24 protein-coding genes are annotated in these 22,842 nt (G+C 69.2%); 5 read left to right on the top strand and 19 right to left on the bottom strand.

The features are described from left to right. Positions 1-95 precede the first annotated feature (95 nt). A complete protein-coding gene (locus tag FZ938_RS00420; protein ID WP_149196760.1) occupies positions 96-866 on the bottom strand; it encodes a uroporphyrinogen-III synthase in 771 nt (256 codons plus the stop codon). A 25-nt stretch (positions 867-891) separates the two neighbouring features. After that, on the bottom strand, positions 892-1,830 hold the full coding sequence (hemC, locus tag FZ938_RS00415; RefSeq protein ID WP_149196759.1) for a hydroxymethylbilane synthase: 939 nt from the start codon (positions 1,828-1,830) through the stop codon (positions 892-894). A gap of 158 nt (positions 1,831-1,988) precedes the next feature. Here hemC and tsaD point away from each other — a divergent pair, with 158 nt between their 5' ends. Then, a complete protein-coding gene (gene tsaD / locus FZ938_RS00410; protein ID WP_149196758.1) occupies positions 1,989-3,062 on the top strand; it encodes a tRNA (adenosine(37)-N6)-threonylcarbamoyltransferase complex transferase subunit TsaD in 1,074 nt (357 codons plus the stop codon). A gap of 28 nt (positions 3,063-3,090) precedes the next feature. After that, positions 3,091-4,110 carry an NAD(P)H-dependent glycerol-3-phosphate dehydrogenase gene (locus tag FZ938_RS00405; RefSeq protein WP_149196757.1) on the top strand — a complete coding sequence of 340 codons (1,020 nt, stop codon included), beginning with the start codon at positions 3,091-3,093 and terminating at the stop codon, positions 4,108-4,110. Between the two features lie 6 nt (positions 4,111-4,116). Here the strand turns inward: FZ938_RS00405 and FZ938_RS00400 are convergent, their stop codons facing one another. Further along, positions 4,117-4,989 (bottom strand): LytTR family DNA-binding domain-containing protein, encoded by an 873-nt coding sequence (locus FZ938_RS00400; protein ID WP_246457552.1) that lies wholly within the window; start codon positions 4,987-4,989, stop codon positions 4,117-4,119. Between the two features lie 14 nt (positions 4,990-5,003). Here FZ938_RS00400 and FZ938_RS00395 point away from each other — a divergent pair, with 14 nt between their 5' ends. After that, positions 5,004-5,408, top strand: a complete 405-nt coding sequence (locus FZ938_RS00395; protein WP_211101025.1) for a DUF2141 domain-containing protein — start codon at positions 5,004-5,006, stop codon at positions 5,406-5,408. Positions 5,409-5,417: 9 nt separating this feature from the next. Here the strand turns inward: FZ938_RS00395 and FZ938_RS00390 are convergent, their stop codons facing one another. The 6 genes from FZ938_RS00390 to FZ938_RS00365 all read right to left on the bottom strand — a co-directional run bounded on the left by FZ938_RS00390 (position 5,418) and on the right by FZ938_RS00365 (position 12,340). Then, complete coding sequence (locus tag FZ938_RS00390; protein ID WP_149196755.1) at positions 5,418-6,113, bottom strand: helix-turn-helix transcriptional regulator; 696 nt, start codon at positions 6,111-6,113, stop codon at positions 5,418-5,420. A gap of 23 nt (positions 6,114-6,136) precedes the next feature. After that, positions 6,137-6,514: a VOC family protein gene (locus tag FZ938_RS00385; RefSeq protein WP_149196754.1), complete on the bottom strand. Its 378-nt coding sequence runs from the start codon at positions 6,512-6,514 to the stop codon at positions 6,137-6,139. Positions 6,515-6,645: 131 nt separating this feature from the next. Next, the gene (locus tag FZ938_RS00380) at positions 6,646-9,807 is read right to left on the bottom strand and encodes an error-prone DNA polymerase (RefSeq protein ID WP_149196753.1); all 3,162 of its coding nucleotides are present in this window, start codon (positions 9,805-9,807) and stop codon (positions 6,646-6,648) included. Between the two features lie 236 nt (positions 9,808-10,043). Next, the gene (locus tag FZ938_RS00375) at positions 10,044-10,565 is read right to left on the bottom strand and encodes a hypothetical protein (RefSeq protein WP_149196752.1); all 522 of its coding nucleotides are present in this window, start codon (positions 10,563-10,565) and stop codon (positions 10,044-10,046) included. A gap of 15 nt (positions 10,566-10,580) precedes the next feature. Beyond that, positions 10,581-11,147: a hypothetical protein gene (locus FZ938_RS00370; protein ID WP_149196751.1), complete on the bottom strand. Its 567-nt coding sequence runs from the start codon at positions 11,145-11,147 to the stop codon at positions 10,581-10,583. Positions 11,148-11,281: 134 nt separating this feature from the next. Further along, on the bottom strand, positions 11,282-12,340 hold the full coding sequence (locus FZ938_RS00365) for a GGDEF domain-containing response regulator (protein WP_149196750.1): 1,059 nt from the start codon (positions 12,338-12,340) through the stop codon (positions 11,282-11,284). 232 nt (positions 12,341-12,572) lie between these two features. Between FZ938_RS00365 and FZ938_RS00360 the strand changes: the two genes are divergently transcribed. Continuing rightward, complete coding sequence (locus tag FZ938_RS00360; protein ID WP_149196749.1) at positions 12,573-14,465, top strand: potassium transporter Kup; 1,893 nt, start codon at positions 12,573-12,575, stop codon at positions 14,463-14,465. Positions 14,466-14,582: 117 nt separating this feature from the next. On the opposite strand, the gene FZ938_RS00355 is transcribed toward FZ938_RS00360, so the two are convergent. From FZ938_RS00355 to FZ938_RS00320, 8 genes are all read right to left on the bottom strand, one after another. Continuing rightward, complete coding sequence (locus FZ938_RS00355; RefSeq protein WP_085087781.1) at positions 14,583-14,837, bottom strand: hypothetical protein; 255 nt, start codon at positions 14,835-14,837, stop codon at positions 14,583-14,585. A 69-nt stretch (positions 14,838-14,906) separates the two neighbouring features. Continuing rightward, entirely contained in the window at positions 14,907-15,503 is a 597-nt protein-coding gene (locus FZ938_RS00350; protein WP_149196748.1) for a hypothetical protein, read from the bottom strand. A 123-nt stretch (positions 15,504-15,626) separates the two neighbouring features. Next, a complete protein-coding gene (locus FZ938_RS00345; protein ID WP_149196747.1) occupies positions 15,627-15,935 on the bottom strand; it encodes a type II toxin-antitoxin system RelE/ParE family toxin in 309 nt (102 codons plus the stop codon). Continuing rightward, a complete protein-coding gene (locus tag FZ938_RS00340; RefSeq protein WP_149196746.1) occupies positions 15,932-16,195 on the bottom strand; it encodes a type II toxin-antitoxin system ParD family antitoxin in 264 nt (87 codons plus the stop codon). Before FZ938_RS00340 ends, FZ938_RS00345 begins: the two co-directional genes overlap by 4 nt. Before the next feature lie 117 nt (positions 16,196-16,312). Continuing rightward, complete coding sequence (locus FZ938_RS00335; RefSeq protein ID WP_246457550.1) at positions 16,313-17,248, bottom strand: Hsp33 family molecular chaperone; 936 nt, start codon at positions 17,246-17,248, stop codon at positions 16,313-16,315. A gap of 239 nt (positions 17,249-17,487) precedes the next feature. Then, a complete protein-coding gene (gene argF / locus FZ938_RS00330; RefSeq protein WP_149196744.1) occupies positions 17,488-18,432 on the bottom strand; it encodes an ornithine carbamoyltransferase in 945 nt (314 codons plus the stop codon). Then, positions 18,429-19,601: an aspartate aminotransferase family protein gene (locus FZ938_RS00325; protein WP_149196743.1), complete on the bottom strand. Its 1,173-nt coding sequence runs from the start codon at positions 19,599-19,601 to the stop codon at positions 18,429-18,431. Before FZ938_RS00325 ends, argF begins: the two co-directional genes overlap by 4 nt. A 122-nt stretch (positions 19,602-19,723) precedes the next feature. After that, positions 19,724-20,527, bottom strand: coding sequence for an ABC transporter permease (locus FZ938_RS00320; RefSeq protein WP_149196742.1), 804 nt, complete (start codon positions 20,525-20,527; stop codon positions 19,724-19,726). 122 nt (positions 20,528-20,649) lie between these two features. On the opposite strand from FZ938_RS00320, the gene FZ938_RS00315 reads away from it, so the two are divergent. Further along, positions 20,650-21,246, top strand: coding sequence for a regulatory protein RecX (locus FZ938_RS00315; RefSeq protein ID WP_149196741.1), 597 nt, complete (start codon positions 20,650-20,652; stop codon positions 21,244-21,246). Positions 21,247-21,426: 180 nt separating this feature from the next. Here the strand turns inward: FZ938_RS00315 and rpmB are convergent, their stop codons facing one another. Together rpmB and FZ938_RS00305 are read right to left on the bottom strand one after the other, a co-directional pair. Further along, positions 21,427-21,726, bottom strand: coding sequence for a 50S ribosomal protein L28 (gene rpmB / locus FZ938_RS00310; protein WP_042696295.1), 300 nt, complete (start codon positions 21,724-21,726; stop codon positions 21,427-21,429). Positions 21,727-21,944: 218 nt separating this feature from the next. Beyond that, positions 21,945-22,661 carry a phasin family protein gene (locus FZ938_RS00305; RefSeq protein WP_149196740.1) on the bottom strand — a complete coding sequence of 239 codons (717 nt, stop codon included), beginning with the start codon at positions 22,659-22,661 and terminating at the stop codon, positions 21,945-21,947. Positions 22,662-22,842 lie beyond the last annotated feature (181 nt).

Genomic DNA, 22,842 nt, shown 5'->3' with positions numbered 1-22,842 from the left:
CAGCCCCCTGACCGGTCCCCCTCGTCCCCCGTACGGCTGACGCACCCACCCGGAAGCACCGGGGGTGTAAGCCGTACGGCCGGACCGCGCCGGGTTCATCCGGCGACCGGCAACAGATCGAGCAGGGCGTCCTGCTCCGGCCGCGCCGCCACCCGTACGCTTCGCCACGGCGTCACTCCCTGGTCGCCGTACGCACGGGCAGCCTCCGCGACCGCGGGGCTGAGGCAGAACGCATCGACCGTACGACAACAATCGACCAGCCCCGCCTCGGCCAGCAGCCTAACAAAGGATGCGGCGGTACGGGGAGAGAAAAACAACACGCCGTCAAGCGCCGACGTACGCAAAAATGTCGCGGTATCGTCCGACAGGGTTAGCGCGGGTACGGCATCGTACATCACGCTGCGCCGCAGCATGAACCCGGCCGCCCCCAGCAGCCCGGCGAGATCGCCCGCCACCTTGCTGCCGGCCACATGCAGGAGCGTACCGACGGCCGGATCGCGCAACCGGCGGACATGTTCGGCCAGTGCGTACACATCGCCCGACGCGCTGTCGACCTGCGCGAAGCCAGCCGCCCGCGCCGCCCGTGCCGTGGCGTCGCCGACGGCGTGCACCGGACGGTCGCGCCGGCTCGTACGTTTGGAGTAGGCGCGTACGCCGTTCGCGCTGGTGAACAGCAGGGCTTGTACGTCGGACAGGTCGGGCTCCGGCCCGTCGAGCCAGACCATCGACAGCATCGGCTCCACCGCCGTGGCGAAGCCGAGCGCCTCCAGCCGGCGGACCAGCGGTTCGGCATCCTCCGCCGGGCGGGTCACCAGAAGACGCGTACGGCGGTCGGCGGAAGAGCACTCGGGCTGTTTTCCCGTCATGCGGAAAACCTGGGCGGAGGGGCGGTCAGTGCGGTGCCGCGGCGAAGAAATCGGGCGGCAGCTGCGCCCGGATCTCGGCCCCGGCGTCGGTGCCCAGCGACTCGGCCTCTGCCGCCTTGCCGCGGCGTTCCGCCCGGAAGATGACGCGTCCGTCGGTCGACAGCACCTTGGCGCGCAGATGCAGGTCGTCGCCGTCCAGCATCGCCAGTGCCGCGATGGGGGTGCGGCAGGAGCCGTCCAGCGCGGCCAGCAGCGCGCGTTCCGCCGTGACGCGGACCATGGTCTCCGCACAGTTCAGCGGAGCCAGCAGGGCGCGGGTGGCGTCGTCGTCGCTGCGGATCTCGATGCCGATGGCTCCCTGGGCCACCGCCGGGAGCATGGTTTCCGGCTCCAGCACCGCGGTGATGCGGTCGGTCAGGCCGAGACGGCGCAGGCCGGCCAGCGCCAGCAGGGTGGCGTCGACCTCGCCCGCGTCCAGCTTGGACAGGCGGGTCTGCACGTTGCCGCGCAGCGGGAAGATCTTCAGGTCGGGGCGCAGTTCCAGCACCTGGGCCTGACGGCGCAGGCCGGCAGTGCCGACCACGGAGCCGGCCGGCAGATCGGCCAGACCGCCGCCGGAGCGGGCGAAGAAGGCGTCGCGCGGGTCTTCGCGCGGCAGCAGGGTGGCGATCTCCAGCCCGTCGGGAAGCTGGGTCGGCACGTCCTTCATCGAATGGACGGCAAGATCGGCGCGGCCGTCGAACAGCGCCTCCTCCAGCTCCTTGGTGAACAGGCCCTTGCCGCCCGCTTCCGCCAATGTGCGGTCGAGGATGCGGTCGCCGGTGGTCTTGAAGACGACGATCTCGATGGCGCCGGGGGCGGCGAGATGCGGATGGGCGGCGATCAGGCGGTCGCGGGTTTCGTGGGCCTGCGCCAGCGCCAGCGGGCTGCCGCGCGTCCCGATACGGAGCGGGTGGGTCGTCATAGGGCGTGTTCTAGGGGATCCGCGCAGCTTTGCAAGGATTCGTCTGCCCCTCATACATAAGATTGAGGCGGATCAAATTTCATGCGCCCGCTTTCCCGCGCCCGCGTGCCCGCAACTCCATCCTGTACCCGGACGGCCAAGGCGGCTAGTTTGGCGCCATGATCGTTCTTGGAATCGAAACGAGCTGCGACGAGACGGCCGCCGCCGTCGTCACCGACGCGCGCGAAATCCGCGCCGACGTCGTGCTGTCGCAGCTGGACGACCACACGCCCTATGGCGGCGTCGTTCCGGAAATCGCCGCCCGCGCCCATCTGGAACATCTGGACGGGCTGATCCGCCGTGCGATGGATGAGGCCGGGATCGGCTTCGGCGACCTCGACGCGGTGGCGGCGACCGGCGGGCCGGGGCTGATCGGCGGCGTCATCGTCGGCGTGATGACCGCCAAGGCGATCGCCGCGGCGCGCGGGCTGCCCTTCGTCGCCGTCAACCATCTGGAAGGCCACGCGCTGACCGCGCGGCTGACCGACGACGTTGCCTTTCCCTACCTGCTTCTGCTGGTGTCGGGCGGCCATTGCCAGCTTCTGGCGGTGGAGGGGGTGGGGCGCTACCGCCGGCTCGGCACCACCATCGACGACGCGGTGGGCGAGGCGTTCGACAAGACCGCCAAGCTGCTGGGTCTGGGCTATCCCGGCGGGCCGCTGGTGGAGAAGGCGGCGGCGCGCGCCACCAATCCGGCGCGGTTCGATCTGCCGCGGCCGATGCTGGGGCGTCCGGGCTGCGACTTCTCCTTTTCCGGGCTGAAGACCGCGGTGCGGCGGCATGTGGAGGAGTTGGGCGGTGTCCTGTCGGATGCCGATCGCGACGACCTTGCCGCCGCCTTCCAGGCGACGGTGGCGGAGGTGCTGGCCGACCGCTGCGCCCGCGCCATCCGCCGCTTCAAGGAGGACCATCCGCAAGGCGGCGCCCTGGTGGTCGCCGGCGGCGTCGCCGCCAACAAGGCGATCCGCAGCCGGCTGTCGACCCTGGCGGAGAAGCAGCGCATGCCGTTCGTGGCGCCGCCGCTGCGCCTGTGCACCGACAACGCGGCGATGATCGCCTGGGCCGGGATCGAGCGCTTCCGGTTGGGCGAGAGCGACCCGCTGAACTTCGCCCCCCGTCCGCGCTGGCCGCTGGACCCCACCGCCGCGCCGGTGATCGGGCGCGCAGGCGTGGGTGCGGGGGTGAAGGCGTGATGGACTTCGTCAGCGTGAGAGACCTGCCATGAGTGCCGTGCCCCCCTCCCCCCTTAACCGCATCGGTGTCGTAGGCGGCGGCGCCTGGGGAACGGCGTTGGCGCTGGCGGCGTTGCGGGCGGGGCGCGAGACGCTGCTGTGGGCGCGTGAGCCGGCGGTGGTGGAGGCGATGAGCATCCGCCGCGAGAACCGCGATTACCTGCCCGGCGTGCCGCTGCCCGACGCGCTGCGGGTCACCGGCGATCTGGCCGATCTCGGCGATTGCGACGCGGTGCTGCTGGTGTCGCCGGCCCAGCATGCGCGCAGCGTCACCGCAGGCATGGCGCCGCTGCTGAAGCCGGGGGCGCCGGTCGTCGTCTGCGCCAAGGGGATCGAGCTGGACAGCCACGCGCTGATGAGCGAGGCGGTCGGCGCCGCGCTGCCGGCCGGCAACCCGGTGGCGATCCTGTCCGGCCCGACCTTCGCGGCGGAGGTGGCGCGCGGACTGCCGACGGCGGTGACGCTGGCCTGCGCCGATCACGACCTCGGCACGGCGCTGGTCGCCGCGCTGGGCAGCCGCACCTTCCGGCCCTACCTCTCGGACGACGTCGTCGGCTCGCAGATCGGCGGAGCGGTGAAGAATGTGCTGGCCATCGCCTGCGGCGTGGTCGAGGGGCGGCGGCTGGGCGACAACGCGCGTGCCGCGCTGATCACCCGCGGGCTGGCGGAGATCACCCGGCTGGCGCTGGCGCTCGGCGGCCGGGCGGAGACGCTGATGGGGTTGTCGGGCCTGGGCGACCTGACGCTGACCTGTTCCAGCCTGCAGTCGCGCAACATGTCGCTGGGGGCGGCGCTGGGCGAGGGCAAGTCGCTGGCGGAGATTCTTGCAGCGCGGCGGTCGGTGGCGGAGGGCGTCTATACCGCCGCCGCGGTGGTCGGGCTGGCGGCGAAGCTGGGCGTCGACATGCCGATCTGCGCCGCCGTGGATGCCATCCTGAACCGCGGCGCCGGGCTGGACGAAACCATCGACGGGCTGCTGTCCCGTCCCTTCCGCGGTGAGGGCGTTTAAGGGCGTTTAAGAGACGGCTTTCTCGGTCCAGCCGGCGGCGCGCACCGAGGGCGCGTGGGTGCGGCTGACCGGGACCAGCAGGCCGTTGGTCAGGCGCAGCGACAGCTTGCCGTCCGGCTTGCGCTCCACCGCCGCGACCGCCGAGGCGGCGACCCAGTAGGACCGGTGGACCTGCCGGCCGTCGATGCCCGCCAGCTCTGCCACCGCGTCGCGCATCCGCATCAGGATCAGGTCGCTGCCCAGTGCGGTGTGGACGCGGACGTAATGGTCCTCCATCTCCAGCGCCAGCAGGTCGCGCCCCAGCTTCGCCGGAATGCGGTCGAGGAAGGGGGTGGGGCGGTTGGGGGTCGGTTCGCCGCCGGGGATGGGCGCTTGCGGAGGGGCGGAGGGTTGGTGGCCGACCACGCCATGGTCGCGCAACTCCAGCCACACGGGCAGAGCCGATACCAGCGTGGTGATGACCAGCACATAGCCGTACATCTCGGCCAGCCCGGCGGGGGTGAGGAAATCCTGGCCGCGCAGCCGGCTTTCCAGCAGGGCGACAACCAGGGTCTGCAGGATGCTGACGGTCAGATAGGCCGCAGCCAGCATCAGCGGCCATGTGCGCTCCAGGTTCGGCAGGAGGCGGCGGGTGACCAAAATCACCAGTTCGAACATCGACCAGCCGCTGACGATCTGCCCGCCCCAGTAGGCAAGCCGGACGGCGAAGCCCATTTCACGGAAGGTGCCGAACGGTCCCAGCAGAGCCAATGCTAGGATGGAGGCCGCCAGCAACGGCAGGCGGCGGCGCAGCACGCGCCGGCCATAGGGAACGGGCGGCGACTGCCAGGGGAGGGCGGGGGATGAGGTTTCGGCGTTGGGTTGCGCGTTGGTCTGCAAGGATGGTCGCCCCGGTGGCTCTGCTGGCGCTGGCCGCTACGGGGACGGCCGCCGCGGGGGAGCTTCGCGCAACCGTCCGCAACGTCAAGCCCAATCAGGGCAAGGTGATGGTCGCGCTGTTCGACAGCGCCGAGGCGCAGGCGGCGAAGAGGCCGCGCGCCGGCTATTTCGTCGCCGCGCTGGGGATGGAGCTGCAGGTGGTCTTCCCCGACCTGCCGCCCGGCCGCTATGGGCTGATCGCCTTCCAGGACCTGGACAACAACGGCGAGCTTGCCACCGGCCTGTTCGGCATCCCCGCCGAACCGCACGGCTTCAGCCGCTCCGCCCGCGGCAGCTTCGGTCCGCCGGGGTTCGATGATTACGCGGTGGCGGTCGGGGCGTCGGGCGTGGCGACGACGGAGATCAAGCTGGTGGAGTGACGTCCAGCCTCACCCCCGCGGGCAGCCTTCCTGGCGCCAGCGGGCGAGATAGTCGTCCAGGCCGCGGCCGGGGATCTCGTCGAATCGGCGGTCGAGCGCCAGCAGTGTTTCCATGCGGTCGATGCGGAAGCTGCGGAACTCCTCGCGCAGCTCGCACCAGGCGCCCAGCGTCCAGACGCGGCCCCAGAAGAACAGGCCCAGCGGCTGGACCGCGCGGGCGGAATGGGTGCCGTCCTCGCGCCGGTAGTCGAACAGAACGACGCGCCTGGCGTTGATGGCGCAACGCAGCACGTCCATCCGCTCGCGCAAGGGGGCGGGGAAGGAGAAGTCGGGGACGAAGACGCGGCTGTCGGCCAGTTCGCGCCTCCGCGCCTCCGGCACCACCGCCTCGACCTTGTCCAACGCGCGGGCGGCGGCATCGGCCAGCGCGCCGCCGACCCAGGCGCGGGCGAGGCGGGCGCCGACCACCAGCGCCTCCACCTCGTCCTGGGTGAACATCAGCGGCGGCAGGTCGTAGCCGTCGCGCAGCAGATAGCCGACGCCGGCCTCGCCTTCCACCGGCACACCGGAGGAGGCGAGGTCGCGCATGTCGCGGTAGACGGTGCGCTCCGACACCTCCAGGCACCGCGCCAGTTCGGCAGCCGTCACCAGCCGCCCTTTGCGGAGATGCTGGACGATCTGGAACAGGCGGTCGGCGCGGCGCATGGCGGCGGCTCCGGTCAGGCGTGTCAGTGCATCGAATAGATGCCGACGCGGTTGCCCTCGCTGTCGATGAACTGGGCGAAATAGCCGATTTCGGGGGTGATGAGCGTCTTCGGCACGACGATCTTGGCGCCGGCCTGCTCGGCACGGGCCAGCGGGGCGGACAGGTCGTCGCCGCCGTTCAGGTAGACGGTGGTGCCGTCGGCGCTGGGCTTGCACGCCTCGTGCTGGATCAGGCAGCCCTTGACGGCGGTGCCCTCGGCCGGGAAGACGGCCATGGTCATGCCGCTGGGGCAGGGTTCCTGGACCATCTTGGCGGCGAAGACGGTCTCGTAGAAGCCGACGGCGCGGGCGAGGTCGGTGACCGGGATTTCGAACCAGGTGACGACGTGCGGAATGTTCATCGGATTGGCTCCTGACAGTGGGGGGAGGGATGTTCGTGGTTCGTGCCGGCACACCCCCTTGATAGCACACCCCCTCCTGACAGCGTGATGTCAGGAGCAATCGGCCGGCTGCATTAAAATGGCCGGCCCCCTCAATGAAAATTGCGTCCCTTGGGAAATGGTCCGGCTGCGGGTCGGTCCTCGCCGGTCAGTTCGGACAGCCGGTGGGTCAGGTCGATCAACGATTCCACCCGCAGATGCACGACTCCCTCCTGGTTCTGCACCCGGCCGGTGGCGGCCATCAGCCGGGCGGTCATGATCGGGCGGCGGAAGGTCTCGAAGGCGTCGGGCATGACGACGAGGTTGGCGACTCCGGTCTCGTCCTCCAGCGTGATGAAGACGACGCCCTCGGCACTGCCCGGCCGCTGACGGACCAGGACGAGGCCGGCGGTGGTCAGGCGCCGGCCGTCGCGCGTCCAGGCCAGCCGCTCCGCCGGGGTGATGCCGGGCAGCCCATCGCGCAGCAGCGACAGCGGGTGGGCCTTCAAGGACAGCGACAGGCTGGTGTAGTCCATCACCACATGCTCGCCCAGCGCCATGGCCGGCAGCGGTGCCTCGGGTTCTTCCGCCATTGGGCCGTCCAGGCGGGCGAAAAGCGGCAGCGGCTGGTCGCCCAGCGCCCGCACCGCCCACAGCGCCCCCCGGCGGTCGAGCCCGACGGAGCGGAAGGCGTCGGCCTTGGCGAGCTTCTCCAGCGCCGCGACCGGCAGGCGGGCGCGCCGCCACAGGTCGTAGGGGTCGCGGTAGCCGCCGGCGCGGGAGAGCACGATCGAGTCGGCGTGCGACTCGGCAAAGCCCTTGATGAGTCGAAGGCCGAGGCGGAGGTGGGGTGTGCCCTCTCCCGCCCCGGGAGAGGGAGCGTACTCCACCGCGCAATCCCACCCCGACAGGTTCACATCGGGCGGCAGCACCGTCACGCCATGCTCGCGCGCGTCGCGGACGATCTGGGCCGGGGCATAGAAGCCCATGGGCTGGCTGTTCAGCAGGGCGGCGGCGAAGATGGCGGGGTGGTGGCGCTTGATCCAGGCGGAGACATAGACCAGCAGCGCGAAGCTGGCGGCGTGGCTTTCCGGAAAGCCGTATTCGCCGAATCCCTCGATCTGCTGGAAACAGCGCTCGGCGAAGGCGGGGTCGCAGCCCCTGGCGGTCATGCCGGCGATGAACTTGTCGTGGAACAGGTGGACCTGCCCGGTCTTGCGGAAAGCGGCCATGGCGCGGCGCAGCCGGTCGGCCTCCTCGGCGGTGAAGCCGGCGCCGACCATGGCGATCTTCATCGCCTGCTCCTGGAACAGCGGCACGCCCAGCGTCTTGTGCAGCACGGGCTCCAGCGCCGGCATCGGATAGGTGATGTCCTCCGCCCCGCTGCGGCGGCGCAAGTAAGGATGGACCATGCCGCCTTGGATCGGGCCGGGGCGGACGATGGCGACCTCGATCACCAGATCGTAGAACTTCCGCGGGCGCAGCCGGGGCAGCATGCTCATCTGCGCGCGGCTTTCGACCTGGAAGACGCCCAGGCTGTCGGCGCGGCAGAGCATGTCGTAGACCGCCGGGTCCTCCTTGGGCAGGCTGTCGAGCGTCCAGCGTTGCCCGTGCACCTGCTCGATCAGGTCGAAGGCCTTGCGCACGCAGGTCAGCATGCCCAGCGCCAGGATGTCGACTTTCAGGATGCCCAGCGCGTCGATGTCGTCCTTGTCCCACTCGATGGTGGTGCGGTCCTCCATCGCCGCGTTGGCGACCGGGCAGAGGTCGGACAGCGGGCCGCGGGTGATGACGAAGCCGCCGACATGCTGCGACAGGTGGCGGGGGAAGCCCATCAGTTCGTGGGCCAGCTCCAGGGTGCGCTTGAGCCTGGGGTCGTCGGGGTCGACACCGAGCGAGCGGGCGCGCTCCTCGTCGACGCCGTCGCGGCTCCAGCCCCAGATCGACCCGGTCAGCCGCGCCACCAGATCGGCCGACAACCCCATCGCCTTGCCGACCTCGCGCAACGCGCCGCGGGCGCGGTAGCGGATGACGGTGGCGGTCAGGCCGGCGCGGTGGCGGCCGTATTTTTTGTAGATGTACTGGATCACCTCCTCGCGCCGCTCATGCTCGAAATCGACGTCGATGTCCGGCGGCTCGTTGCGGGCGGCGGAGATGAAGCGCTCGAACAGCAGGTCGAAGCGGGCGGGATCGACCGCGGTGATGCCCAGGCAATAGCAGACGGCGGAGTTGGCGGCGCTGCCGCGCCCCTGGCAGAGGATGTCCTGACCCTTGGCGAATCGGACGATGTCGTGGACGGTCAGGAAATAGGGGGCGTAGCGCAGTTCCCCGATCAGGGCCAGTTCATGTTCGACGGCGGCACGGACCTTGTCGGGGACTCCGCCTGGAAATTTCTCGGGTGGATACTTCTCCGCAGCCCCTTCCCAGGTCAGGGTGACCAGCGTGTCCTGCGGGTCGCGGCCCTCCGCCACCTCGTCGGGATATTCGTAGCGCAGTTCGTCCAGCGAGAAGCGGCAGGCCTCGGCGATCTCCACCGTCCGGGCGACGGCGTCGGGGTGGTCGCGGAACAGGCGAACCATCTCGACGGCCGGCTTCAGGTGGCGCTCTGCATTGGCGGACAGCCGCCAACCGGCCTCGTCGATGGTGGTGTGGTGGCGGATGCAGGTCATCACGTCGGCCAGCGCCCGCCGTCCGGCGCCGTGATAGAGCACGTCGTTGGTCGCGACCAGCGGCACCCCTTCCGCCTCCGCCAGCCCGGCCAGCCAGCGCAGCCGCCGGGAATCGTCGCCCTGATAGCGGTGGCTCGCCGCCAGATGGAGCTGCCCGCGCGCCAGCCCGCCGCGCCACGCGCGCAGTTCGCGCAGGAACGACTCGGCAGACTGGCCGGCGCGCTGGTGGGGGCCGATCAGCAGGAACAGCATGCCCTCGGCATGGGCCAGCACGTCGGCGCGGGCGATGAAGCACTCGCCCTTCGGCGCCCGCATCTTGCCCAGAGTCAGCAGCCGCGACAGCCGGGCATAGGCGGCGCGGTCGGTCGGGTAGGCCAGCAGGCTGTCGGCGTCGGTCAGGTCCAGCCGGCAGCCGATCAGCGCCCGGATGCCCGCCTTCTTCGCCGCCGCATGCATCTGCACCACGCCGGCCAGCGAATTGCGGTCCGTCACCCCCACCGCCGCCAGCCCGAGCGCCGCCGCGGTCATCGCCAGCTCGTCAGCGTGCGAAGCCCCCTCCAGAAAGCTGAAGTTGGTGGCGACCTGCAACTCGGCGTAACGGATCATGGCAAGGCTCCCCGGCGCTGGCGGATGGGTGCGCGCGGGGATGATAGTCCGAGAATGGGATTGGTGTCATTATTGTGGCGGGGGAGAGGATAGGTGTCGGCTGACGAAGCCCCCTCCCTAACCCTCCCCCGCTAACGCGGGAGAGGGGACTGCCGCTGAACTCCCGCAAAGATCCTGCCCCCTCTCCCGCGAAGCGGGGGAGGGATGGGGAGGGGGCACCCGCGGGAGCCCCACATTCACCCCAAGTAGGACTCCACGCCCATGACCGCGAAGCCCTTGTTTTCCGGGAAGCGGGCGTTGACCTTTTCGCGGGCCTTCTTCTCGTCCAGCGCCCAGACCAGGAAGCGGCGGCCGCGCTTCCAGCTGTCCAGCGCGGTGGGGGTGAGGCTGGCGTTGACGCGGGCGCCGTATTCGATGTTGACCACCCGCAGCAGCCAGCCCTGGTCCTTCTGGGTGCGGCGGTCGTCCAGCACATAGATGCGGCGGTCGGCGGCGCCGGCGGCCTTCAGGCGCTGCTCGAGATCCTCGCAGCCCAGTTCGGCCATCGCCTTGCGGCGGCGGGCGTCGCGCAGGTCGCGGGCCTGCTGCAGCGTGACGCGGGCGATCTTCTTGATCCGCTCCACCTGCGCCTGCTTGCGCGAAACGGCGGTGGCGATCCGCTCCTCCGACGTCTTCAGGCGGCGCAGAGCCAGCAGCAGCGACACCGCCAGCGAGGCGAGGCCGACAAGGCCGGCGAAGATGTAGGGCATGCTGTCCATGGCGCGTCCTCTGTCTCAGCTCGCTTTGGCGACGGGCGTGTCGGCGGACAGGAACTCCTGCATCCGCGTCACCGCATAGCCGAAGGCGGGCGGGTAGCGCCGCTCGATCTCCGTCCGCGCTTCCGCCATCGAGCGCGCCCACACCTCGATCATCTGCGGCTGCGCCCAACTCGGGTCGACCAGCGCGTGCTGGCTCTGCTGGACGGCGCCGGTGCCGACATATTTGTTCACGACCATGGCGACGTAGCAGGGACTGCCCTGGACCTCCTCGCCGATCAGGCGGACCAGCCGTTCGCCGGACTGGCGCGCATCCTCGATCTGACGCTCCATCACCTTGCGGCGGCGCAGCACATCCTCCACCGCGCCGTCCAGTTCCTTCAGCTCGCGGATGCGGTCGCCGCGGCGGGCTTCGAACTTCGTCTCCATCTTGGCGCGGCGGGCGATGACGTCGCGCACCCCCTCCGACCCATGGCGGCGTTCGATGGCGCGTTCGCCGAGCACGATGACGAGCTTGCCGATGCCGAACCCCAGCCCCGACAACCCGAAGGCGGTGATCAGCGCGTTGGTATAGTCCTGCCACATATGCGAATCCCCGATCGGGAATGCCATCCGGGTGGATGCTTCCGACCCTAAGGAGTACCCCCTCGCTTGCCGCGGTTCAATCGCGGCGCTGTAACGATATTTCACATGAAACATGCCGGTGGAGGACGGATGCCTTATCCCTCCGCCCGTTCCACCCGGTTGCGGCCGGCCTGCTTGGCGGTGTGCAGCGCATGCTCGGCGCGGTGCAGGGTCTGTTCGACCCCCGGTTCACCGGGCAGCCAGCTGGCGACGCCGATGCTGGCGGTGACGGGGATCGCCCGCTCCTCCACCAGGATGGGGCTGTCGGCCAGGGCGGCGCGCACCCGTTCCGCCACCACGGCGGTGCCGGCCCCGTCGGTTTCCGGCAGAAGCACGACGAACTCCGCCCCGCCGGAGCGGGCGATATGGTCGGAGATGCGCAGCGCCGCCCGCACCCGCTTCACCACCGCGCGCAGGACCGCATCGCCGGTGGCGTCGCCATGGGCATCGTTGACCGCCTTGAAGCCGTCGAGGTCGAGCAGGAAGACGCCGAGATGCCGGCCGTAGCGGCGCGCCCGCGCCAGTTCCGCCGCCGCCAGCTCCAGGAAGCGGCGGCGGTTCCACACGCCGGTCAGCGGGTCCAGCGTCGCCATGCGGTTCAGGCGGACGGTCGCCTCCTCCAGCGCGCGGCTGCGCTCGGCGAGCCGGCGTTCCAGCTCCGCCAGCCCGGCATAGGCGCGGAGCGCCGTGACCACGCTGGTGAACAGGCGGCGCGCCGTCAGTTCCGTCTTCGCGGTATAGCCGTCGATCTCATAGGCGAGGACCAGATCCTCCTCCGGCACGCGGGCCGGCTGGCCGGTGCGCAGGATGATGCGGACGGCACTGTTGCCCAGATCCTGGCGGATGCGGCGGACCAGCTGCAGGCCGGCGTCCTCCGTTTCCATCACCACGTCGAGCAGGATGACGGCGATGTCCGGGGTGTCGCGCAGGATGCGCTCCGCCTCCGCCGCGCTGGTGCAGTCGAGCAGGCGGACGGGACGGTCGCGGAATCGCAGCCGGGCGAGCGCCAGCCGAGTGACGGCATGCACCTCCGGCTCGTCGTCGGCGACCAGCACCAGCCAGGGAGGAGCGCCGGGATCGGCGGCATCCGCCGCGGCGGAGGAATTCCGCGGGTCGGGAGACTCGTCCGAGGCGAACAGGAGATCATTGGACATGGCTGCCGGCTCGGAACTGTCCACGGTACACGTAAGGATAGAACCACGCTGCCGCCGCCGATGCAACGGTGCCGAGCGCCGCGCCCGCCCCATATCATTTTGGATGGGGTGCGGCAAAATTGACGGCGGATCGGTCGGGCCGGTGGCGCGTTTCGCCATTCGGGGCTTGCGCGGCGACGCCAAGCCACCTTAGGCATGACCGTGTGTATGCAACGATCGGAGCAGACCGGGTATGGAAGCAAGCATGGACGGGCGGGAGCATGCGGCCAAGCTGCGCGCGCTCGCGCTGGGGGCGCTGGGTGTCGTCTATGGCGACATCGGCACCAGCCCGCTCTACACGCTGCGCGAATGCCTGACCGAGGGCGGCGGCTTCCCGCTGACGCCCGAGGTCATCCTGGGCGTGCTGTCGCTGATCTTCTGGGCGCTGGTGATCACGGTGACGGTGAAATACGTCGTCTTCATCATGCGCGCCGACAACCAGGGCGAGGGCGGCATCCTGGCGCTGACCGCGCTGGCCCTGCGCGGCATGCGGCCGGGACACCGGCGCACTGGCATGGTCATGGCGATCGGCGTGATGGGCGCCTCGCTGTTCTACGGCGACAGCCTGATCACCCCCGCCATCTCGGTGCTGAGCGCGGTGGAGGGGCTGCATGTCGTGGCGCCTGCGCTGGACAGCTACGTCATCCCGATCACGCTGACCATCCTGATCGGGCTGTTCGTCCTGCAGCGCTTCGGGACGGAGAAGGTCGGCAAGCTGTTCGGCCCGGTGATGATGGTCTGGTTCGTGACGCTGGCGGCGCTGGGCATCGGGCAGATCGTCCGCTATCCCGGCGTGCTGGGAGCGGTGTGGCCCGGCCATGCGGTGGAGATGCTGTTCAACCACGGCTGGCACGGCTTCCTGCTGCTGGGCGCGGTGGTGCTGGCGGTGACCGGGGCGGAGGCGCTCTATGCCGACATGGGCCATTTCGGCCGCAAGCCGATCCGCGGCGCCTGGTACATGATCGTGCTGCCGTCGCTGCTGCTGTGCTATTTCGGCCAGGGTGCCCTGCTGCTGCACGAACCGGAGGCGATCGAGAACCCCTTCTTCCATCTGGCGCCGGACTGGGCTCAGGTGCCGCTTCTGCTGCTGGCGACTGCCGCCACCATCATCGCCGGGCAGGCGGTGATCTCCGGCGCCTATTCGGTGACGCTGCAGGCGATGCATCTGCGCTATCTGCCGCGGATGGAGGTGATGCACACCTCGGAGCATGAGAAGGGCCAGATCTACATGCCGCAGCTGACCTGGCTGCTGCTGGCCGGGGTCATCGTGCTGGTGCTGAGTTTCCAGACCTCCAGCAACCTCGCCGCCGCCTACGGCATCGCGGTCACCGGCACGATGGTGGCGACCACGCTGCTGGCCTACAAGGTGGCGCGCTCGCTCGGCCGCTGGAAGCTGTGGCAGGCGGTGCTGGCGCTGGTGGTGTTCCTGTCGGTCGATCTCGCCTTTTTCCTGTCCAACCTGATCAAGGTGGAGGAGGGCGGCTGGTTCCCGCTGGTGGTCGGCGCGATGGTCTTCCTGCTGATGGCGACGTGGCGGCGCGGGCGCGAGGTGGTGCGCAAGCGGCTGGCCGAGGATGCGCTGCCCTTCGACATGCTGCTGGAGCGGCTGAAGGGTGGGTCGGTGCAGCGGGTGCAGGGCACCGCCGTCTACCTGACCGGCAACCCGCGCGGCCTGCCGCCGGGGCTGCTGCACAGCCTGAAGCACTACAAGGTGCTGCACCAGCGCGTCGTGCTGCTGACCGTCGACATCGAGGACGTGCCGCATGTGCCGGACGACCAGCGATTCGAGCTGAAGGCGCTGTCCGCCGGCTTTTTCCGGCTGATCGTCCATTTCGGCTTCAAGGACGAGCCCGACATCCCGCAGGCGCTGGAAATCCGGCGCATCCCGGGATTGCCCTTCGAGCCGATGGAGACGACCTATTTCGTCAGCCGCGAAACGCTGATCCGCACCCACGGCAAGTCCGGCCTGCCGCGCTGGCAGGAACCGCTGTTCATCTTCCTGTCGAAGCTGTCGACCAGCGCGTCGGAATATTTCTGCATCCCGCCCAACCGGGTGGTCGAACTGGGCATGCAGCTGGAGATCTAGGGCAGAGTTTTGGGGCAGAGTTTGCCGGCTAGATTTTACCGATGAGGCGGCGGGCGGGGGCGGTTTCTGCCGCCCCCGCCCGAAGGCCGCCCGCCTCATGCCGTTACCGGCCGATGCTCACCAGACAATGGATACCGGCGGCTTGTAGGCGGAGGCGGCGAACATTTGCCGCACCGCCAGTTCCAGCTTGATCTGCGCCTCCGACTTCTTGACGAAGGACAGGTCGATGTCGCCCAGGGACTTCACCACGCAGCCGGAGCGGCTGAGGTTGCGGAGCGCGGCCTGGGATGCCTGCTGTTTTTCCTCGGGGATGGCGGTGACGGTGGCCGATCCCTCCGGCGGCCGGACGACGTAGAGGTCGAATTTCGGCATGGGCACTCTCCGTTCTGACGAAAGGTCGAGTGCCCCACCGCAAAGGCCGGGCCAACTGCCGCAATGGGCTCAGCGCCGGACCATCGGCGCCAGATCCTTGCGGATGCCGGCGTCCAGGCGGGCGTTCAGGTCCTCCATCATCCGGCGGGTGATGTCGAGGAAGGTGGCCTCGCGGTCGGCCAGCGAGATGTTCTCCGCCACGGTGGTGGAGTGGGTGACGGTGGAGCGGGTCACGCCGCGGAAACCGCCGTTGCCGGTGTCCGGCACCTCGCCGGCGATTTCCACCTCGATGCGCCCGTCATAGCGTTGGGCCTGGTCGTTGGTGAAATAGCCGGTGATGCCCTTCTTGGTGGGCAGGGGCACCTCGACGATGCTGGCGTCGCGGATGGTGACGCGCACGCGCCCCGGCCCGCCGGCCGCCTGCAACCGCTCCGCCGCCCAACGCCGCACCGCCTCGGACGGCGGAACGGCGGAGCGGTTCTCCACATGCTTGGCCCCCGTCGGCCGATAGGCATCGACCACGTCGATGGTGCCGGCATTCAGCACGATCGGCCCGAAATTGGAGAAATCGACCGGCCGCGGCGCCGGCCGCGGCGGCGCGCTCTGGCAGGAGGCAAGCAGGAGGGTGGCCATTCCGGCGGCAAGGGCAAGGCGGCGCGACAGCATGGGGACTCCGGGTGAGGGAGGGTGGTTGGAGGACTGCGCCGCACTATAGCCGGCAAGGCGGAGGGGTGCATCACGCCTATTCCGGTGAATTCCTTACGGAATGCGTCGGCGTTGCGAGGGGATTCAGGACAGGTCGCCGAGCAGGGCAGGCAGATCGCGGGCGCCATGAAGGATGCGGACGATCAACGGCGGCCGGCGTTCGGCATTGTAGACGATGACGTAGGGAAAGCCGGTTAGGCTTACGAAGCGGTAAGGCGGTTCGGCCAATTCCGGGCGGGGCGTTCCGACCAGGGGATGAGTGCCGATGCGATCTGCCGTCCGGGTGACGGTATCGCGCAAGGCGCGGGCGGCGCCGGGATTGTCACGGGCGATCCAGCGGATTGCCCCCAGCAGGTCGTGGCGCGCCGCCGGCGACAGCAATGCGGCAGTCATTGGTCGCGGGAATGGATGCCGGAGTCGATGATCGCGTCGGCTTCTGCCAAGACGTCGTCGATGACGAAGCTGCCGTCGCGGTCGGCTTCGGCTTCGGCCTGGAGCAGCATGGCGTTGAAACTTTGCCGCCGCTCCTCGGCCTCCTGCAAAAGCCGCAAGCCGGAGCGCACGACCTCGCTGACATTGTTGTATCGTCCGCCTTCGACACAGTCGCGGGCGAAGCGTTCCAACTCCGGAGTCAGATGCACGTTGGTCGCCATCGCCGTCATCCCCCCCTGAGGGCCCTATGTCAATAATTGACATAGAGTATGGGCGAGGCAGACGGGGAGCGCAAGTAGACGGCCGGCGCCCAACGGCACCGGCCACCATCGCATTGCTTACGCCCCATACACGCGGTCGAGGTCCGCGTCGGTGAAGTGGTAGTCGGTCGAGCAGAACTGGCAGGTCACCTCGACCCGGCCGTCGTCGATCTTCAGCTCCTGAACCTCTTCGCGGGGCAGGCTGCGCAGCATGGTCTCCACCCGCTCGCGCGAGCAGCGGCAGCCGAAGCGGAGTGCATGGCCGTCATAGATGCGCACGCCGTCCTCGTGGAACAGGCGGTAGAGCAGGTCGGAGGCGGCAAGGTCGGTCGACAGCAGCTCGTCGCCGGTGACGCTGGCCATCAGCACCATGGCGCGGCGCCAATCGTCTTCCTTGTCCGAGGCGACCAGACCCTGCTCCTGCGGCAGGCGCTGGATCATGACGCCGCCGGTGCGCCACTGGCCGGGGGTGCCGTCCGGCTTCACCTCGCGGTCGACCGAGACGGTCAGGCCGGTGTCGATCTGCTCCGACTGGCGGAAGTAATGCTGGACGCAGTCGGTCAGCGTCTTGCCGTACAGCTCGACGATGCCCTGGTAGCGGTCGGTGTCCTGACCCTGGTCCACCGTGAAGGCGATGTAGCCCTTGCCGAGCAGGGCCGCAGCCGGGGCGATGTCGACGTCCCGCTCGGCCTTGGCCAGTGCTTCCGGATCGAACTGGGCATAGGCGCGCACGTCGCCGACCGAGGTGACATCGGCCACCATCAGGCGGATCGGCCCGTCGCCCTTGGTCTGGAGCGTGAAGATGCCCTCGTACTTCAGCATGCTGGCGAGCAGCACGGCCAGCGTCGCCGTTTCCGCCAGGAAGCGGGCGACGGTGGGCGGATAGTCGTGGCGGGTCAGGATCTCGTCGATCGCCGGCCCCAGCTTGACGATGCGGCCGCGCAGGCGCGACGCCTCGATCTGGAACGGCAGGACGAAATCATCGGTGAGCGGGCGGACGGACGGATCGTCCATAGGGCGCATTCCTTAAGACAGAGACCGGTTATGCAGGCGTAGGGCCGAAGATCGGGGCGGAGAGCGGCCGAATCAAGATCGGCAGGGCACCCATGCATGGGGGTGGCCTGTGGTTTGGGGGCGTCTTGCCCCCTCCCTAACCCTCCCCCGCTCACGCGGGAGAGGGAACTCCGCCGCTTCGAAACCTACTCCCTCTCCCGCGAAGCGGGGGAGGGTCGGGGAGGGGGCAAGTGGCGCCCTTAGTCCAGCACGCCCATGCACCAGCCGAGGATGGCCTTCTGGGCGTGCAGGCGGTTTTCCGCCTCGTCCCAGACCACCGAATGGCGGCCGTCGATGACGCCGTCGGTCACTTCCTCGTTCCGGTGGGCCGGCAGGCAGTGCATGAACAACGCGTCGGGATGGGCGTGCGCCATCAGCGCCTCGTTCACCTGATAGGGGGCGAGGATCGCCGCGCGCTCGTCCACGTCGGTGTTGTGCATCGAGGCCCAGGCGTCGGTGATGACGCATTCGACCCCGCGCACCGCCTCTTCCGGCGATTCGGTGACGACCAGACGGCCGGTGCCCTCGCGCTCCGCCCAGGCCAGCAGCTCCGGCGACGGGCCGTAGACGGTCGGGCAGGCCAGACGCAGCTCGAAGCCGAAGCGGACGGCGGCGTGCGCCCAGCTGACCGCGACGTTGTTGCAGTCGCCGATCCAGGCGACGGTCCGGCCGTTGATCGGACCGCGATGCTCCTCGAAGGTCATCAGGTCGGCCATGATCTGGCAGGGGTGGGTCTGGTCGGTCAGGCCGTTGATGATCGGGATGCTGGCATGGGCCGCCAGTTCATGCACCCGCTCCTCGCCGGTGGTGCGGACCATCACCGCATCGACAAAGCGCGACAGCACGCGGGCGGTGTCGCCGATGGTCTCGCCGCGGCCCAACTGCATGTCGTCGGGTTTCAGCACGACGACGCTGCCGCCGAACTGCTGCATGCCGACCTCGAACGATACGCGGGTGCGGGTCGAGGGCTTTTCGAAGATCAGGGCCAGCGAGCGGCCGGCCAGCAGGGTGGAATGGGCCAGCCGGTCCTTCTTCAGGTCGGCCTTGATGCGGACGGCATGGTCGAGCAGGCGGCGCAGGGTGGCGCCGTCCATCCGGTCGATGTCGAGAAAATGCCGGACCGTGTTGGTATTGTCGCCGCTCATCCCACGCACTCCTGCGCCGTCCGGTCGAGAATCCCGACGGCTTCGTTCACTTCGGCTTCGCCGATATTCAGGGGCGGCAGCAGCCGCACCACATTGTCGCCGGCCGGAACCGACAGCAGGCCGTTGGCGCGCAGCTTTGCCACCACGTCGCCGACCGGCTGGCCAAGCCGCAGGCCCAGCATCAGGCCCTGGCCGCGCAGTTCCAGGAACAGCGACGGATACTTGGCGACCAGCTCTTCCAGACGGTCGCGCATATAAGCGGACGTCTGCTGGACATTGTCGAGGAAGCCCGGCGCCAGCACGACGTCCAGCACGGCGTTGCCGACGGCGGTCGCCAGCGGGTTGCCGCCATAGGTCGAGCCGTGGGTGCCGGCGGTCATGCCCGACGCCGCACGCTCCGTCGCAAGGCAGGCGCCGAGCGGGAAGCCGCCGCCGATGCCCTTGGCGACGCACATGACGTCCGGCGTGATGCCGGCCCATTCATGGGCGAACAGCTTGCCGGTGCGGCCCATGCCGCACTGGATCTCGTCCAGGAACAGCAGCAGGCCATGCTCGTCGCACAGCGCGCGCAGGCCGCGCAGGAACTCCACCGAGCCGGCGCGGATCCCGCCTTCACCCTGGATCGGCTCGACGCAGATGCCGCCGGTCTGGGGGGTGATGGCGGCGCGCACGGCGTCGAGGTCGCCGAACGGCACCTGATCGAAGCCGTCCAGCAGCGGGTCGAAGCCGTGCACCAGCTTCTCCTGCTTGGCGGCCGAGATGGCGCCCAGCGTGCGGCCGTGGAAGGCCTGCTCGAAGGTGATGATGCGGTTCTTCTGCGGGTTGCCGCTGTCATAATGGTACTTGCGGACGGCCTTGGCGCCGCATTCCCACGCTTCCGCACCGGAGTTCGTGAAGAACACGGTGTCGGCGAAGGTCGCCTCGGTCAGGCGCTTGCCCAGGCTCTCCTGTCCGGCGACCCGGAACAGGTTGGAGGTGTGCCACAGCTTCTTCGCCTGCTCGGTCAGCTTTTCGACCAGATAGGGGTGCGCGTGACCCAGCGCGTTCACCGCGACGCCGGCGGCGAAGTCGAGGAATCGTCGCCCGTCGGTCGCGTAGAGATACGGACCTTCACCGCGCTCGAACACGACGTCGGCGCGGGCGTATGTGGGCATAACGACGGGGATCACGGCTTGGTCTCCAAAATGGAAAATCCGGCGGCCATGCCTGACCGCCGGGAACGGCAAATATCCGGAGATTGATGGGTTCTGTCAACGGATAGGGGTGGAAAAGCGCGGCGAACGCGACGTCTTTACGCCTTGAGCTTGTAACCGGTCTTGAACATGCGCCAGGCGAGCCACCACAGGCCGGCATTCACCCCCAGCATCACCGCGACGCCCAGCCAGCGCGCCCCGTCGGACACCCCGATGAAGCCGTAGCGGAAGCCGTCGATCATGTAGAAGAAGGGGTCGAAATGGGCGACCCACCAGAAGACCGGCGGCAGGGTGTCGACCGAATAGAAGGTGCCGGACAGGAAGGACAGCGGCGTCACCACGAAGTTGGTGACCGCGGCGATGTTGTCGAACTTCTCCGACCAGACGCCGCCGACCAGACCCAGCAGCGCCAGCAGCATCGACGCCATCACCGCGTGGAACAGCACGAATCCCGGATGCGGCATGTGCATCGGGATCACCGCCCAGATGGCGAGCCCCGTCACCAGACCGACCACGACGCCGCGGGTCACGCCGCCCAGCACGAAGCCGCTGACCAGTTCCATCGGCGACAGCGGCGGCATCAGGATGTCGACGATGTTGCCCTGGACCTTGGCGATGACGACGGAGGAGGAGGTGTTGGCGAAGGCGTTCTGCACCATCGCCATCATGATCAGGCCGGGCGCCAGGAATTCCAGGTAGGGTGTCGCGCCGACCATCCGCACCGCCGATCCCAGCGACAGGGCGAACACCGCGTAATAGAGCAGCGTCGTCACCACCGGCGCCCAGACGGTCTGCTGGTGCACCTTGATGAAGCGCCGTACCTCGCGTGCATAGAGCGTCCACAGGCCGATCCAGTTGACGGAACCGACATTGCGCGGCATGGGAGGAAGGGGAAGGGTCATCGCGTCACGAACTGCCTGTTGGGCTGCCTGTCGGGCTGCCTGTTGGGAACCGGCCGGTATCAGGCCACGGACTGTACGTGCGGCCTGTCCATCCGGCAACCGCCGCCGCCGAAGGGACTGCCATGAACACCGACGACAAGCGTTCCGCTCCCCCGGCCCGACCGCCGGCCAGGAAGCCGCCGAAGCGGGTCACGCCGCAATATCTGGAGAACGCGGCGCTGCATTATCTGGAGCGCTTCGCCAGTTCGACAACCAACCTGCGCCGGGTGCTGATGCGCAAGGTCGACCTGTCGGCCAAGGCCCACGGCACCGACCGCGAGGAGGGTGCCCGCTGGATCGACGAACTGCTGGCCCGCTATGTCCGCAGCGGCCTGTTGAACGACGAGACCTATGCCCGCATGCGGACGGAGAGCCTGCACCGGCGCGGCGCCTCCACCCGGATGATTGCCCAGAAGCTGGCCGGCAAGGGCATCGGCCGTGACGAAGCCGACAAGGCGCTGGACAGCCTGCGCGAGGATGTCGGGCCCGATCTGGACCTGACCGCGGCGCTGGCTCTGGCGAAGCGGCGGCGGCTGGGGCCGTACCGGCGGCCGGAACAGCGCGACGCGCACCGCGACAAGGACATGGCGGCGCTGGGGCGGGCGGGGTTCGGCTATGAGATCGCCCGGCGCGTGGTGGATGCGGAAGACCCGGACGAACTGCTGGGGAGTGAGGGTTAGACCCCCACCCGCAACAACCCACCCCTAGAAACGACGAAACGCGCGGCACCCTTTCGGATGTCGCGCGCCGCTCTCTTACCGGGAGTCGGAATCGTCCTGTACGCGTCTTAATTCTTGTCGGCGGAGCGGCAAGCGCCCCGCCTCAGCACACCAAACGCGCCCCAGATGCCGGGGAAGCGATCAGGCCGCGACCTGCTGCTTCTCCTGGGCCTTGGCGATCCGGCGCTTGATGCGACGGGCGTCGAGGCTCAGGACGGCGTCCTTCGCATCGAGCAGGAAGGCGTCGAGGCCGCCCTTGTGCTCGATCGAGCGGATCGCGTTCACCGAGAGGCGCAGACGCACCAGCTGCCCCAGGCTGTCGCTGAGCAGCGACGTTTCCTGGAGGTTCGGCTGGAAGCGGCGGCGATTCTTGTTGTTGGCGTGGCTGACGTTGTTGCCAAACTGCGTGCCCTTGCCGGTCACGGAGCACCGACGTGCCATCGGACTGATCCTTTACTTTAGCAAATGAAACCCGGTAACGGACGGCCTGCCGCCCGAAGGAGGCCGCTATATAGTCGAACAAAAGCGCCGTCGTCAAGCCGGGATCCGCGATGAAACCGCCAAAAGCCGAGTCGTCGCGGAAGGGTGGAGAGTCGAAGCGCGGCGGCCTCTTCGATCTGGCGAAGAGACGCGCCGCGCCAATCTTGCCGTGACCGGTGTCAGTTCACGGTGGGGGAGGTCTTCGACGCCGGCTTGGCGGCAACCGGCTTGGCGGCGCGGCGCGGCGCCGGCTTGGCCACGGCCTTCACCTCCTCGGCGATGGCGGCGGCCGGAGCGGCCTGCTCGGCCTTCACCGTCTCGACCAGTTCCTGCACCGGAACCTCGACCGGCTCAGCGGCGGCGGTGGCGGCGACAGGGGCGGTTTCGGCAACCTGGACCGGAACAGGGGCCGGAGCCGGCGCGGCTTCCGGAGCCTCGACGACCGGGGCCGGAGCGGGGGCTTCGACCTTCGGCGTCTCGACCTTCGGGGCGGCGGCCTTCGGGGCGGCGACCGTCACCAGCGTCGGCTTCGGAGCTTCGGCCTTGGGGGCCGGAGCGGCAACCGGAGCGGCATCGGCGGCCGGAGTCGGCAGAGTGGTGATCTCGGCGGCGATCTTGGTGGAGACGTCCAGGAAGCCCTGCACGCTCTCGGTCACGCGGGCCTGGGTGGTGGACAGCCAATCGCGCTGCAGCGCCGCCAGATCGGCGGGGGTGCGGGCCTTGCCCAACCCGGCGGCCAGACGGCTGGCGTCGTTCACCGACGCGGTCACGCCGTCGAACCAGCGGCGGTAGCCGTCCTGGACCAGGGTGGCGACGCGGGCGGACTTGGCCGCGGTGGTCTGGGCGTTGGACTTGAACAGGTTCAGGACGTTGGCGGGGGTCGGCTGAGCGGTCATGGCGTTGTCTCCCGTAGGTGATGGCACGTTGGCGGAAACGGAAAGGCCGCTCCGGCGTAACCCCAGGAGACCGCGGGCACCCCGGCCCAAGCGCCATGTACGAATCGACAAAGCCCGAATCGACACACGTCGCCCCTTTCCCGCCCGGCGCAGAATAGCCCTACGGTTGGTGCGGTGCAAC

Source organism: Azospirillum oryzae, assembly GCF_008364795.1.
Classification (GTDB): domain Bacteria; phylum Pseudomonadota; class Alphaproteobacteria; order Azospirillales; family Azospirillaceae; genus Azospirillum; species Azospirillum oryzae.
The sequence above is the reverse complement of the archived record's forward strand: the minus strand, read 5'-3'. Positions and strand labels throughout refer to the sequence as shown.

Excerpts from the sequence above, each read along its gene's own strand:
- FZ938_RS00350 (WP_149196748.1), bottom strand. The coding sequence starts at position 15,503 with ATGCTGTCGCGCCGCCTTGCCCTTGCCGCCGGAATGGCCACCCTCCTG.
- FZ938_RS00355 (WP_085087781.1), bottom strand. The coding sequence starts at position 14,837 with ATGCCGAAATTCGACCTCTACGTCGTCCGGCCGCCGGAGGGATCGGCC.
- FZ938_RS00320 (WP_149196742.1), bottom strand. The coding sequence starts at position 20,527 with ATGACCCTTCCCCTTCCTCCCATGCCGCGCAATGTCGGTTCCGTCAAC.
- FZ938_RS00375 (WP_149196752.1), bottom strand. The coding sequence starts at position 10,565 with ATGGACAGCATGCCCTACATCTTCGCCGGCCTTGTCGGCCTCGCCTCG.
- FZ938_RS00345 (WP_149196747.1), bottom strand. The coding sequence starts at position 15,935 with ATGACTGCCGCATTGCTGTCGCCGGCGGCGCGCCACGACCTGCTGGGG.
- hemC (WP_149196759.1), bottom strand. The coding sequence starts at position 1,830 with ATGACGACCCACCCGCTCCGTATCGGGACGCGCGGCAGCCCGCTGGCG.
- FZ938_RS00420 (WP_149196760.1), bottom strand. The coding sequence starts at position 866 with ATGACGGGAAAACAGCCCGAGTGCTCTTCCGCCGACCGCCGTACGCGT.
- FZ938_RS00360 (WP_149196749.1), top strand. The coding sequence starts at position 12,573 with ATGGAAGCAAGCATGGACGGGCGGGAGCATGCGGCCAAGCTGCGCGCG.
- FZ938_RS00405 (WP_149196757.1), top strand. The coding sequence starts at position 3,091 with ATGAGTGCCGTGCCCCCCTCCCCCCTTAACCGCATCGGTGTCGTAGGC.
- FZ938_RS00315 (WP_149196741.1), top strand. The coding sequence starts at position 20,650 with ATGAACACCGACGACAAGCGTTCCGCTCCCCCGGCCCGACCGCCGGCC.
- tsaD (WP_149196758.1), top strand. The coding sequence starts at position 1,989 with ATGATCGTTCTTGGAATCGAAACGAGCTGCGACGAGACGGCCGCCGCC.
- FZ938_RS00335 (WP_246457550.1), bottom strand. The coding sequence starts at position 17,248 with ATGGACGATCCGTCCGTCCGCCCGCTCACCGATGATTTCGTCCTGCCG.
- rpmB (WP_042696295.1), bottom strand. The coding sequence starts at position 21,726 with ATGGCACGTCGGTGCTCCGTGACCGGCAAGGGCACGCAGTTTGGCAAC.
- FZ938_RS00390 (WP_149196755.1), bottom strand. The coding sequence starts at position 6,113 with ATGCGCCGCGCCGACCGCCTGTTCCAGATCGTCCAGCATCTCCGCAAA.
- FZ938_RS00340 (WP_149196746.1), bottom strand. The coding sequence starts at position 16,195 with ATGGCGACCAACGTGCATCTGACTCCGGAGTTGGAACGCTTCGCCCGC.
- FZ938_RS00365 (WP_149196750.1), bottom strand. The coding sequence starts at position 12,340 with ATGTCCAATGATCTCCTGTTCGCCTCGGACGAGTCTCCCGACCCGCGG.
- FZ938_RS00380 (WP_149196753.1), bottom strand. The coding sequence starts at position 9,807 with ATGATCCGTTACGCCGAGTTGCAGGTCGCCACCAACTTCAGCTTTCTG.
- FZ938_RS00305 (WP_149196740.1), bottom strand. The coding sequence starts at position 22,661 with ATGACCGCTCAGCCGACCCCCGCCAACGTCCTGAACCTGTTCAAGTCC.
- FZ938_RS00385 (WP_149196754.1), bottom strand. The coding sequence starts at position 6,514 with ATGAACATTCCGCACGTCGTCACCTGGTTCGAAATCCCGGTCACCGAC.
- argF (WP_149196744.1), bottom strand. The coding sequence starts at position 18,432 with ATGAGCGGCGACAATACCAACACGGTCCGGCATTTTCTCGACATCGAC.
- FZ938_RS00370 (WP_149196751.1), bottom strand. The coding sequence starts at position 11,147 with ATGTGGCAGGACTATACCAACGCGCTGATCACCGCCTTCGGGTTGTCG.